This is a genomic window from Cohnella hongkongensis, assembly GCF_042654645.1.
Classification (GTDB): domain Bacteria; phylum Bacillota; class Bacilli; order Paenibacillales; family Paenibacillaceae; genus Cohnella; species Cohnella hongkongensis.
The window spans coordinates 435,527-448,124 of sequence record NZ_JBHSEP010000002.1 but is presented as its reverse complement, the minus strand read 5'-3'; the positions used below and the strand labels follow the sequence as shown (position 1 = coordinate 448,124).

Genomic DNA, 12,598 nt, shown 5'->3' with positions numbered 1-12,598 from the left:
CGGGTCTTTCAGGGGATTCCCTGACTTACAAGGAGGGTCGCTCTCGTTACAATAGAAGAAGAAAAAGGAGCGATCGGAGGATGGCCTTATGCAAACGATGGATACGCGGATACAGGGGGTGCTCGACGAGATCAGGGAGGTGCTGGCGAGCGATCTGACGGCGCTCGCCGTCATCGACCGCCGGGAGCGCAGCGCGCGCTGGAGATGGGCGTCCGGCAATCTGAACGAACGGTATTCCTATATTACCGTAGGGTACGGACAAGGAATTGAAGGCGAAGTGATCAAAGTGGGACGCGGATTGGCTTGGGATAACGGCAGCGACAAGAAGAGAGCCGATTCCATTCTGCTCACGGAGCAGCTGCAGTCGGCCTACGCGGTGCCGATCGTCGCGGAGCGGGACATCGTCGGCATCCTGCTTGCGGGCAACCGGACGAAGCGGGCTTACAGCTCGCCGGAGAAAGAGGCCGTGGCGAACGCGGCCGCGAAGATAGCCGAATGGATTCGGGATTTGATATGATAATGGCATAAGGAGGCGGGAGAATGATCCGAATATTGCTGGTCGACGATCATGCCGTCGTTCGCTCCGGATTGGCGATGCTGCTCAGCGCCAAGGAAGACATGGAAGTGGTCGGCGAAGCCGCCGAAGGCGAGGAAGCGATCGCCAAAGCGACGCAGTGCAGACCGGACGTCGTGCTGATGGACCTCAGCATGCCGCACGGCAAGGACGGGCTGTCGACGACGGCCGAGCTGAAGAAGCTGCTTCCGGACACGTCCGTATTGATTCTGACGATGCACGACGATGAAGAATATTTGTTCAGAGCCATTCATCTGGGCGCATCCGGCTATTTGCTCAAGAGCGCTCCGCACGAGGAGATGATCAGCGCCATCCGCCATGTGGCCCAGGGCAACGCGTATTTGCACCCGACGGCGACCAAGCGGCTGATGAGCGAATACTTGGACAAGCTGAAGAACGGCGGAGGGGACGCGGGAACGTACGAATCGCTGTCCGAGAGGGAGAAGGAGATTCTGGCCAAGGTTGCCCAGGGCTACACGAACAAGGATATCGCCGAGCAGCTCGTCATCAGCGTGAAAACGGTCGAGTCCCACAAGAGCAACCTGATGGACAAACTAAATCTTAAAACAAGGCCCGATCTGGTCAAGTTCGCCATGAAGAAAGGACTGCTGAATTTTGACGCATGACTACGGGAATTACGGCTCGGCGGAAAGCGGCTCGCACGAGGACATGATCCGGCAGCTGTCCGATCTCAAGTACGCGCTGGACGAAGCGTCGATCGTCGCGGTTACCGACCGATCGGGGAAAATTCATTACGTCAACGACCGGTTCTGCGACATTTCCGGCTATTCGCGGGCCGAGCTGATCGGCCAGGATCACCGGATCATCAATTCGGGGCACCACGGCAAGGAGTTCATGAAAGAGCTGTGGAGAACGATCGGATCGGGCCGCGTATGGAGAGGCGAGATCAAGAATCGCGCCAAAAACGGAAGCTTCTACTGGGTGGATACGACGATCGTTCCGTTCCTGAATGAAGAAGGAAAGCCGTACCAGTACTTATCCATTCGCCACGAGGTCACGGCGCGCAAGCAGGCGGAGGAGGAGCTGCAGCTGCTGCTTTCGCAGATGATGCGCATTCAGGAGGAGGAGCGGCGGCGGTTTTCGCGCGATCTGCACGACGGCATCGGCCAAAGCCTGTTCTCGCTGCTGATCTCCGTCGACGCGATATTGTCCGGCGGCCAATACGAGCATCTGAATAAGGTGAGGGAGCAGATTGCGAATCTGATGGCGGACGTCCGCGGGCTGGCCTGGGAGCTGCGGCCCTCGGTGCTCGACGATCTCGGCGTCATTCCGGCGCTGCGCACGTATCTGGAGACGTATACCAAGCATTACGGCATACAGGTCGCTTTCTCCTCCAACCTGAAGAAGAGGCTGAGCATCCAAGTGGAGACGACGATCTACCGCGTCATCCAGGAGGCGTTGACGAACGTCGGCCGCTATGCCGACGTCTCCGAGGCGTCGGTTGACGTCCGCGATACCGGAGGCTGCGTGGAGATCGTCGTCGAAGACAAGGGCAGAGGCTTCGTGCGGGACGGCAGCAAGGAAGGCGTAGGCCTGTTCAGCATGGAAGAGCGCGCCAGGGCGATCGGCGGCGAGCTTCGCATCCGCTCCGTTCCAGGCTCGGGCACGCGGGTCTCTTTGATCATTCCCCAGCGCACAAACGAATCCATCGGCTCGCCCTAGCGGCGGGCTATTTAAAATGGTCAGCCAGAGTTTTCTGGCTGGCCTATTTTTGTCGCCTGTCTACTTGTTCGACGAAAAGTGGTATCCGAGCGGTGTAGCCGGCAATACGATCCAAAAGCTTGACCCGGCGTTCCAGCGATTGTCAATTCGATTGCAGTATATCCGCTATCGGGGGCCGCTGGCTCAAGTCAGCATTATGCCTCCATGGACGCAAGCGCCTGGAAGCATGATTCTGGGCGCCTATGCGTATCCGTATGAACAAGAGCAGATAGATTACGCCCGCGGTCTTCCGTTGCCGCTGCACCGGCCGGATTCGCCCCATATGCATGGCATACTGCATGGGATCAAGTGGGACGTGCCGCCAGGGGATTGGCTCGTCTGCTTCGTGATTCAAGACCGCTCTGACAACTACATCGATCCGCTGCATCCGGGAGCGGTAGAGGCATTTCGCGACAGAGTGTATGAATCGTCCAAAATCGAAGTCGGCCATTATTTCGGCCATACGATTAAAGGATTTTTCTTCGACGAACCGTTGTACTACAACAAGGAGCAGGAAGTCCCGTGGGGCTACCGATTGCGGGAGCGGTTTATTGAGGCTAAGGGATATGACCCGCTGGTCTATTTACCGGCGTTATGGCTGTCCGGGAAAAATGCGGCCGCGGCGACCTTCGTATATGACTACTATGAAGTTTTGAACAGCGAGTATGCGAGGACGTACTGCCGTCCCCTGTACGAGTGGTGTGCGGCGAACGGGCTAAAATATGTGGGTCACTGGTACGAGCACGAAGCGGCGCCGGCGCATGGCGAGCGGTATATGTTCCATAATCGGACGACCGAAGGTCCGGGAGATTTCTTTCGCGTGTCCCGCTATGCCCATGAAGGCGGCGTCGATGTGGTATGCAACCAGATTATCCCGGGACACCGCAATCGGGATTATTGGGGACTGCCGAAGCTGGGAAGCTCGGCCGCCCATATCTATGGGCTCGAGCAGGATTTGGCGTTGTCCGAGACGTTCGGCGCTTACGGCTGGCATCTCGGCTTGCGCATGATGAAATGGCTGACGGACTGGCAAGCCGTCAAAGGGATCAATCATTTTATTCTGCACGCCTTTAACCCGAAGTGGCCGGATCTGGATTGCCCGCCTTATTTCTCCGATGGCGGTCTGAATCCGCAGTGGCCGTATTTCAGCAATTACGTCACTTATGTCAACCGGCTGCAAGACGCGTTTCGCGGCGGTCGTCACGTCGCTTCGTTGCTGCTGCTCTATCCGGGCTCGGTCGCCTATTCCGGGAATACCGTGCCGATCGAGGACGTTCAGCAGATTCTGTGCGAGCATCAATACGACTACGACCTGATTCCGCAAGAGGTGCTCGTGGCTGACGTAACCGCTTCGGACGGCCAGCTTCGCTTGCAGCAGGAAACGTATCAAGGGATCGTCATTCCCGGGCTGGAGTATATCCCGGCGCCGCTGCTTCAGAAGCTGATGGAGATCCGCGACGCGGGCATTCCGGTGTTCTTCTCCGACCGCTATCCGAACGCCGTGCTCGACGCAGTGGACGGGGTATCCGAACAATGGACGGACAGATTGACAGCGTTTTGCCAGTTGCCGCACGTGCATGTGACCGAGTATACGGCGGATTTGCCGCAAGCGTGGATGGAGGCAGGCATTCAGCGGCAAGTGACGCTGGACGGAACCGGCGCCGGCGGATTGCGGCTCTTGCACCGCATCAAGGACGAGGAGTCCATCTGGCTGCTGAGCAACGAATGCGTAGATGAGGCAGCGGAAGGCTGGTTTGCGCTGGCAGGCGCCGGCGATGCCGAAGCGTTCGTCGCATGGGAGCCGCTAACCGGCGACAAATGGCGTCCTGATCTGCGAAAAACGGACACCGGCACCGAGTTTTATCTATGCTTGCCCCCGTATCGTTCGCTTATCTTAACCGCGGATCATGATCCGGGCAGCGAGATGCCTGGTTTCGCCGTGCCCGCGCCGTATCGCAGCGCAGCTGCGGTTGTACGCCGCCTTCCCATTTCCGCCGAACATGTGCGCTTCGACTGGAAAGAAGGCACACGGTCCGGTTTTGAATCCTGGCTGGAGCTGGATCCGGCCTTTTCCGGCACAGTCGTCTATACGTGGGAGCTGGAACTGGGGGAAGAGAGGATCCCGGACGGGGAACGGCTGCTGCTCGATCTCGGACGCGTGGAGGAGATTGCGGAAGTTGCGGTGAACGGCGTTCGGATCGGGCATTCGTTCGTTCCTCCTTACCGGTTCGATGTTACTGCGGCGATGCGTCCGGGAATGAACGCGTTCACAGTGGCGGTAACGAATGTCGTATCGAACCGCATGAGCGCAGAAGAAGCGTTCGGCGACAGCGGGGCGAACTGGCGGAAGCTGCGGCAGCAATTTGCAATTCCCAAGGAGGGCGGACTGCTCGGGCCTGTTGTGCTGGAGCAGGTACAACAACAAAGCAGGCCCTCTTCATAAAGAAGCGCTCGAGCTCGATTAGCTTTGCAGAGCCCGAACCCGCTCCGCGATCAGCTTGCCGTGATGACGCCCGCTTTCAATGAAGATTTCGTTCGCCTCGCGTCCGGCGGCGATGACGCCGGCGATGAACAGTCCCGGCACGTTCGTCTCCATCGTCTCCGGTTCGAAGGCAGGCACCGTCGTCTCCGGATCGACGATCACTCCCGCGTCGGTCAGCAGCGTCCGCTCCGGCCGGAAGCCGGTTAGCGCCAGCACGAAGTCGTTGTCGAGCCGGTATGGCGCGGCCCCTTCCTCCGTCGGCTGAATCGTGACGCTGTCCGGGTCGATCCGCACGACGCGCGAGGAGAACAGCATCCGGATGTTGCCTTTGTTCACGTTGCTTTCGAACAGCGGCCGCACCCAAGGCTTGATGCTGGGCGAATAGCTGTCCCCCCGGTACACGACCGTAATTTCCGCGCCCACTCTGAGCAGCTCCATCGCCGCATCCACCGCGGAGTTGTTGCCGCCGATAATCGCGACCTTCATTCCCGTGTACGGATGCGCCTCGCCGAAGAAATGAGTCACCTTCGGCAGCTCCTCGCCGGGAATGCCCAGCATGTTCGGGTGATCGAAGTAGCCGGTCGCGACGGTGACATACCGGGTCTCGTACGCGCGGGCGCCGCCGAACCGGTCGGCCGTCTCGACGAGGAACGAGCCGTCCGGCTGCGGCCGAATGGAGACGGCCTCCTCGTAGGCGCGTATGCGCAGCTTCCGCCGCAGCGCCACGTCCCGGTAGTACTGCAGCGCTTCGCGGCGGGACGGCTTGTCGTTGGGCGTCGTGAACGGAATGCCGCCGATCTCGAGCAGCTCGGCGGTGCTGAAGAAGTTCATATAGGTCGGATATTGATAGATGGAATGGACGACGGCATGCTTCTCGATCAGCAGCGGCTCGATTCCGGCCGCTTGCAGCTCGAGGGCGGCCGACAGGCCGCAGGGGCCTGCTCCGATAATGACGGCTTGTTCTTTCTGTGCGTGGCTCTGTGCGCTCATGGCGAATCTCCCATCCGATTCTTTTTGCTTCTCATTGTACCATGTCACTCGCCTTCCGCCGAAACTTCGCATCGCGTCGTTTCGCCATTTTCACCAATTGTTCATGATTGAGGGCAAACCGGGCGATAGTTTGTGATTTAATTCACATTATAAGGCGGAAATGCGAGTCATAATGAAGGCGTAAGGAAACGAGAAAACGAAGGGAGATGGCAGCTATGGTCATCAAGTTTCTGAGAGAGAACGTCTGGGCAGCGGCGGTGCTGACACTGCTTCGGATCTACCTCGGCTGGCAATGGCTCGATGCCGGTTGGCATAAAATGGGCGGAGAAGGCTTCAATGCGGCAGGGTTTCTGAAGAACGCGATCCAAAACCCGGTTCTCGACAAAGCGACCAATCAAGCGATCTATCCGACGTATACCGGGTTTCTGGAGCATTTTGCCCTGCCGAACGTCAAGCTGATCAACTTCCTGATTCCGGTCGGAGAGTTCCTTGTCGGCTTGGGGCTTATCGTCGGAGGATTGACGGCGGCGGCCGCATTCTTCGGACTTCTGATGAACTTCCTGTTCCTGTTCGCCGGAACGGTATCGACGAACCCTTGGCTGACGCTGCTTGGGATCATCGTCTTCATCGGCGGAGCGAATGCCGGCAAGTTCGGCCTGGATTACTACCTTCTTCCCTGGATCCGTCTGGGCTGGAAGAAGCTGACCGGCGGCAAGGGAGGCAATACGACGGATGCGCGCACGGCATAATATCGCAAACACGGAGCGAAGGCTGCCCGTCCCGCAAGGGAGGAGGCAGCCTTCGCTTTGTTACGACGGGAATCCGGCGGCCGAAGCGCCGTCCGGGATGATCGACAGCACCCATTCGCACCATTCGATGTTCGTTCTGCAGACCATCTTCCCCTTGTTCAGCATAATGTAAGCGCCGAAGTACGGGGAATCGTACGACGGTATTCCGTCTCCCCCCGCATTGGCCATCCGGCGCACCGTCTGAATTTTCTCCTCGAGCCGCAGCGCTTTCGCCCGATAGTGCTCCAGCCGGGCCGTGAACAGCTTGCGCGAAACCGACGGATCCACGAATGAGACGCAGAACGCCTTCAGCATGAGCTCGTCGCGCATGACCGGATCGGAGGCCGGAACGGTCAGCCACTCCCGCAGGGCGTCGAAGCCTTTCTCCTGTAGCGAGTACACCTTTTTGTCGGGCTTGTCGTTCTGCTGCACCAGCTCGCAGACCACCATCCCCTTCTCCTCGAGCCGAGCGAGCAGCGGATAGATCTGACTGTGCTTGGCCGGCCAGAAGGGCTGGATTCTCTGGGTCAGGTCGTAACCGGATAAGGAAGAGTAGGAGAGCAGGCTAAGCAGGCCGTAGGCCAACGTGTTCATGGACGAATCCTCCAAAATAGCATACTTTGACAGATGGGGATTTTGGCGTTATTATTATTTGCCAGCATATATGTAAAAAAATACATAGGAACAAACGGAGGCGCGGGGATCGCATAATGGAAGAACGCAATAATCAAGACATACGTTTCTTGCCGATAATGGTTGCAATTTTTACGGGTTCGTTTCTGTGCATTCTGGCTTCGAGCACGATCAATATCGCCCTGGAAATTTTGAAGGACCATTTTCAGACGAGCTTGGACACCGTCACATGGACGCTGACCGGCTTCATGCTGGCCATGGGTACAACGGCGCCGATCGTCGGTTATCTGGGAGAGAAGTTCAGCTACAAGCGGTTATACTTGTTTTCCTTGATTGGCTTTACGCTGGCTTCGGCTTTGTGCGCCGCCGCATGGGACGAAACGGCGCTTATCGGCTTCCGCGTCATGCAGGGAGCTTTCAGCGGACTGATCATTCCGACGACGATGGCGCTGATCTATCAGATTATTCCGCGGGAAAGACAAGCGATGGCAATGGCCCTGTGGGGGCTGGCTTCGATGATGGCGCCGGCGTTCGGTCCGACGGTCAGCGGATGGCTGCTTCAAAACTACGATTGGCAGTGGATGTTTCTCATGAACGTGCCGATCGGCCTGATCGCGATTTGGTGCGTTGCGGCTTATATCCCTTATTATCGGCTGAACGTGCCCAAGAGTTTCGATGCGGTCGGCTTCGTAACGGTCATCGTCAGCAGCACGTCGTTGCTGCTCGCGCTGGGACAGGGGCACAAATGGGGCTGGGACTCCTGGGAGACGCTGTCGCTGCTGATCGGCGGCCTGCTCTCGCTCGCGCTGTTCGTCTGGAGGGAAATGACGGCGGATTCGCCGCTGCTGGATTTGCGGGTATTCCGCAACGGGAGATACACGATTAACGTCATCATCACCAACATCTTGACGATCAGCCTGTACTCCGGGACGTTTCTGACGCCCGTCTTCCTGCAGCGGATCCAGCACGTGTCGGCGATGGATACCGGACTGATCCTGCTGCCGGCGTCGCTGGCGATGGCGCTCGTCATGCCGGTCGTCGGCAAGCTGTACAACTCGGTCGGTCCGCGCTGGCTCATGTTCGTCGGCATCGTGCTGCTGACGGTCGGAACGCTGACGTTAAGCTGGCTGAGCCTCGACGTGTCCCATGCCTACATTTTGTTCTGGATGGTCGTCCGCAACCTCGGCATCGCGCTCGTCATGATGCCGTCCAGCAACGCCGGCATGGAGCTGGTGCCCCGAGAGCTGTCCGGCCACGCCTCCGCGATCATGAACTGGACCCGGAACGTGTTCGGATCGTTCGCCATCGCCATCTTCACGACGATGCTCGCCACGAGATCCGCGCATCACGGCGCTTCCTTCGTCCAGTCCGGCGAGACCGACATGGCGTTCGTCTCGGCCATGTCGTTCACGATGAGCGTGAACGACGTCTACCTGGTCGCCACCTTCGTCGCGATCGCCGCGCTGCCGCTCAGTCTGTTCGTCGGCAAAGTCAAGCTGCGGAAGGAAGATCAGCCGGATAAGAAAGCCGCTTAACCGAACCGGAGGCGGGAGGGAAAACAATCCGTCCCGCCTCCGGTTTATTCATGCTATAATGAGACGTTTAACGCATGCTCCGGCGAACGGGGCCGCGGTTCGAAAACTCCCGCGTTATCAAAACTAGGAGGATGGTTTTCTATGTTCAATTTCGGGTGGGGCGTGCTGTTCGTCCTGGTCAACTTCGCGTTGTTCCTGCTTTGTTACCGATTGTTCGGGAGGAACGGCCTTTACGCCTGGGTGGCGGCCGCCGTCATTCTGGCCAACATTCAGGTCGTGAAGACGATCGGCATGTTCGGTTTCGTCATGACGCTGGGCAACACGATGTACGGAACGATTTATTTAACAACGGATTTGATCAACGAGAAGTTCGGGGAGAAGGAAGCGAAGAGGGCCGTCTGGTTCGGATTTTTCTTCCTGCTGATGTCGACGGCGATCATGCAGATGGTGCTCGTCTTTCAGCCGCAGGAGACCGACTTCGGCGATCCCGCGCTGCAGCAGATTTTCGGTCTCGCGCCGCGCATCGCGCTGGGCAGCCTCGCCGCGTACTTCGTCAGCCAGTTTCTCGACGTGAAAATATTCAGCAAGCTTAAAGCCAGGTTCCCGACGCGCGGCCAGCTCTGGATTCGCAATAACGGGAGCACGGGCGTCAGCCAGATGGTCGATACGCTGATCTTCTGCACGATTGCCTTCGCCGGGGAATACTCCTGGGACGTCTGGTGGGAGATCGCGCTCACAACCTATGTTTTGAAATTCGTCGTTTCGGCGGCGTCGACCCCGGTTATTTACTGGGCTCGAAGCTTTAAATTTAAGGAAGCTTAGGGCTGGAAAAGAGGGTTTTCGGCGTCGAAATCGAAATCGGAAAGGATGACGGGGGACGACAGCCGAACCCGAGAGCGGATAAGCGACGAGGTGACCGGATCGCGATGGAGAAGGACGTTCGAGAGCGCAAGCTGGCCGGAGAGATCGACCGATTGGAGCGGCAGTATCTGGTGGGGCGGGATCGCGAAATCCGCCGGTTTCTGGAATGTCTCGCCGACGGGGCTTCCGCGGCGCGCCTGATTAACCTGTACGGCACCGGCGGCATAGGGAAGAGTTATTTGCTGGACGAGTTTCGCCGTCAGTCCGAGGCTGCCCGGGTCGGCTTCCTGCTTATGGACTGCCGCGCGCTTCCGCACGATCCGGCAGGCTTTTGCCTGCAGCTGCTTCGTTCCCTGCGCTATCCGGAGGAGCGGCTGGACGGTCTTCGGACAGACGTTCGCTCGATGACGGACGTCTGCCTGGAAGCCCTTCGCGGCGCTGCGGGAAAGGGCAGGCGGGTTCTGGCCCTCGATACGTTCGAGGAGATCGGGGCGCTGGAAGCTTGGCTGAGGGAGCAGTTCCTTCCGCAGCTTGGCCCGGATACGCTAGTCGTCGTAGCCGGGAGAGTTCCGCTGCAGGGCCCGTGGCTCGTCTCCCCGGCCTGGAGACAGCTGATCGTCCGCATGCCGCTGGACGATCTGAATTACGAGGACGTCAAGCAGTACTTGAGCCGATCGGGCATCGAACGGGAGGAGCTCGTTCGCCGGGCCTGGTCCCGCACCCGGGGGCACCCGCTGACGCTGTCCCTGTACGTATCGACGACGCTTGCTCAATCCGTTCCGCCGCTCCCCTCCGCCGCCGTCGAGAACGCCTTTGCGCTGGCGGTGAGCGCGTGGTTGAAGGAGGTGCCCGATTCCGCCCTTCGGGAAGCGGTGGAAGCCGCCGCCGTCTTGCGGCATTTTAACCAGGAGCTGTTGAGCTTCGTTCTGGAGAGGCAGGTGCCGACGGAGCCGTTTCTGCAGCTGACCGGGTTCTCGTTCGTTCGCAAGACCGACAGCGGCTGGATGCTGCACGACATGCTGCGCGACGCGATCGGTTACGAGCTGCGCCAGCGGGCGCCCGGCCGCTACGACCGCTTATGGAAGCGATGCGTGACCTACTATTATCTCGCCTTGACGAAATCGCCTCCGGGCAAATCGGCCGCATGGGAACGGGTGGACTGGGTGTACTACATCGGCGACCGCCTGGTCCGGACTTTATTTTACCAGCAATTCGTCCCCGGCTTCGCCGAGCCTCTGCATCCCGGCAATTGGCCGGAGGCCGAGCAGTATATCGAAGACCGGCTCGCCACGGCCCGCGACATTCGCATCGCCGGGCAGGACCCGGAGTCCGGAGAACCGTTCGAATATTTTATCGGGGCCTCCGAAGGCGTCAACGCTTATCGGCGCTTGAACCTCCAAGAGCTCTATCGTCTGGATCCGGGCATCGTCAAGCTGCTCCGGGACGCTGCCGGACGCGTATGCGGAATGGCGGCGGTCGTGCCGATTCACGAGCGGACGCTGGACGATCTGCTGAGCCGTCCGCTTTCCTCCGCTTATTTCTCCACTCTGCCCCAGTCCGAGCTGGATTTGCTGAGAACCCCTCGCGAACAAGCGGCCGGGCATTTCGTCATGTTCGTAGAGGTGAGGGACTATTCCGATCCGACCTTGTGCCATACGGCCGGACTGACGTTCATCCAGCACATGCTGTCCGCCGGCTTGGTGGTGACGACTGCCCCGGCCATCCCTTTCTTTCAAGCGATCTTTCGCGGCCTCGGCTTCGAGCAGGTCAAGGAGGTCGAGCATTACGAGTACGGCGACGGCAAGCCTGCGCCGTATTTCGTGCTGGACACCAGGGGGCCGAAGCTCCGGGACTACTTGAACAAAATGATTGCCTCGGCCGGAATCCCGGAGGCCCGGCGCGAGCGGGACGAACGGGACGAACGGTTTCATCTGCTGTCCAGGCGGGAGAGAGAGGTCGTCGAGCTTCTGATCCGGGGCCGCTCCAATCTGGAGATCGCTCAAGAACTATTTTTGAGCGAAGCGACGGTCAAGAAGCATATCTCCAATATTTACGGCAAGCTTCAAGTCAGGAAGAGAACCCAATTGCTCCATCTGCTCGTGGGGCGGCAGCCGTCTTCGGACTGACCGCATCCCCGGCCCCGCAGCCTCTCCCTTCTGCTACTTTTTTACGACTTTCAGCTAATACCCGCCGCAGTCGCGCGATGCTAATCTTAGATTGTTGTGAGCGAAATCGCGATTGCGGAAGGATGTGTTCGATCATGAAGAAGCTTTGGAGAAAGAAACCGGTTCTGATTCTGCTTTGTATCGCCGCCTTATTGTCCAGCTCGCTCGGGTCCGCGTACGCGGCCGCCAACCTGGAGCCGATCAAAGCCTTTTTTAACCGGGGCGCGACGTTCGTGCTGAACGGCGAAGCGTGGCAGCCCAAGGACGCGAACGGCAGGCCGATGTCGGCGATCTACTACAACGGGGTCAACTATTTGCCGGTTCGCGCCGTAGCCGAAGCTCTGAAAGTGCCGGTCAGCTTCGATGCCGCGACGCAAAAAATCTATATCGGAGGCCAGCCGGGAGAGCGGACGCCGATCTTCGCCATGCCGATGGAGATCGACAACATCTACGTCATTCCGTCCAGAGTTCCGAAGGATACGCTCGTTAACGGCGAGTCCTACAAGCAAGTTCTGAAAATCGACCAGTACGGCGACATTGTCTTCACTTTGGACCGCAAGTACAAGCGGCTTGTCCTGGATGCCGCCGTCGTCAGTCCCGGGGAGCACGACGTGGAATTTACGCTGTACAACGCCGGGGAAGCAGCCGGCAGCACGGCGCTTACCGTACTCGAAACGCACACGGCAAGCCGGGAGGATTCGGCTGCCCGGATGGTTTTCGACGTTGCCGGTCTGGAGAAAATCCGGATTCACGTGCAAAGCCGCGAGCTGAACCCGTATATCTATGCGAGAATTATGGATACGTCGTATTTCGATAATGAGCCGGCTTCTTCGACGGAAGGGCGTTGA

The 12,598-nt window shown here is 58.9% G+C and carries 11 protein-coding genes; 9 read left to right on the top strand and 2 right to left on the bottom strand.

Annotation, left to right across the window (positions count from 1 at the left end; genetic code table 11):
- Positions 1 to 88 precede the first annotated feature (88 nt).
- Genes ACFO3S_RS05190 through ACFO3S_RS05175 form a run of 4 tightly spaced genes read left to right on the top strand, consistent with a single transcriptional unit; the run spans position 89 to position 4,739 of the window.
- Positions 89 to 517, top strand: a complete 429-nt coding sequence (locus tag ACFO3S_RS05190; RefSeq protein WP_378093004.1) for a GAF domain-containing protein — start codon at positions 89 to 91, stop codon at positions 515 to 517.
- A 23-nt stretch (positions 518 to 540) separates the two neighbouring features.
- Positions 541 to 1,200 (top strand): response regulator, encoded by a 660-nt coding sequence (locus ACFO3S_RS05185; RefSeq protein ID WP_378093002.1) that lies wholly within the window; start codon positions 541 to 543, stop codon positions 1,198 to 1,200.
- A 43-nt stretch (positions 1,201 to 1,243) separates the two neighbouring features.
- Positions 1,244 to 2,257 (top strand): PAS domain S-box protein, encoded by a 1,014-nt coding sequence (locus ACFO3S_RS05180; RefSeq protein ID WP_378093174.1) that lies wholly within the window; start codon positions 1,244 to 1,246, stop codon positions 2,255 to 2,257.
- 16 nt (positions 2,258 to 2,273) lie between these two features.
- Positions 2,274 to 4,739: a glycosylhydrolase-like jelly roll fold domain-containing protein gene (locus ACFO3S_RS05175; RefSeq protein ID WP_378093000.1), complete on the top strand. Its 2,466-nt coding sequence runs from the start codon at positions 2,274 to 2,276 to the stop codon at positions 4,737 to 4,739.
- 18 nt (positions 4,740 to 4,757) lie between these two features.
- On the opposite strand, the gene ACFO3S_RS05170 is transcribed toward ACFO3S_RS05175, so the two are convergent.
- A complete protein-coding gene (locus ACFO3S_RS05170) occupies positions 4,758 to 5,768 on the bottom strand; it encodes a YpdA family putative bacillithiol disulfide reductase (RefSeq protein WP_378092998.1) in 1,011 nt (336 codons plus the stop codon).
- A 215-nt stretch (positions 5,769 to 5,983) separates the two neighbouring features.
- On the opposite strand from ACFO3S_RS05170, the gene ACFO3S_RS05165 reads away from it, so the two are divergent.
- A complete protein-coding gene (locus ACFO3S_RS05165; RefSeq protein WP_378092996.1) occupies positions 5,984 to 6,517 on the top strand; it encodes a DoxX family membrane protein in 534 nt (177 codons plus the stop codon).
- A gap of 60 nt (positions 6,518 to 6,577) precedes the next feature.
- On the opposite strand, the gene ACFO3S_RS05160 is transcribed toward ACFO3S_RS05165, so the two are convergent.
- On the bottom strand, positions 6,578 to 7,150 hold the full coding sequence (locus tag ACFO3S_RS05160) for a PadR family transcriptional regulator (protein WP_378092994.1): 573 nt from the start codon (positions 7,148 to 7,150) through the stop codon (positions 6,578 to 6,580).
- 158 nt (positions 7,151 to 7,308) lie between these two features.
- Between ACFO3S_RS05160 and ACFO3S_RS05155 the strand changes: the two genes are divergently transcribed.
- From ACFO3S_RS05155 to ACFO3S_RS05140, 4 genes are all read left to right on the top strand, one after another.
- Positions 7,309 to 8,724 (top strand): DHA2 family efflux MFS transporter permease subunit, encoded by a 1,416-nt coding sequence (locus ACFO3S_RS05155; RefSeq protein WP_378093172.1) that lies wholly within the window; start codon positions 7,309 to 7,311, stop codon positions 8,722 to 8,724.
- 141 nt (positions 8,725 to 8,865) lie between these two features.
- A complete protein-coding gene (locus ACFO3S_RS05150) occupies positions 8,866 to 9,546 on the top strand; it encodes a queuosine precursor transporter (protein ID WP_378092992.1) in 681 nt (226 codons plus the stop codon).
- A 104-nt stretch (positions 9,547 to 9,650) separates the two neighbouring features.
- Complete coding sequence (locus ACFO3S_RS05145; RefSeq protein WP_378092990.1) at positions 9,651 to 11,711, top strand: LuxR C-terminal-related transcriptional regulator; 2,061 nt, start codon at positions 9,651 to 9,653, stop codon at positions 11,709 to 11,711.
- Positions 11,712 to 11,845: 134 nt separating this feature from the next.
- Positions 11,846 to 12,598, top strand: coding sequence for a hypothetical protein (locus tag ACFO3S_RS05140; RefSeq protein ID WP_378092988.1), 753 nt, complete (start codon positions 11,846 to 11,848; stop codon positions 12,596 to 12,598).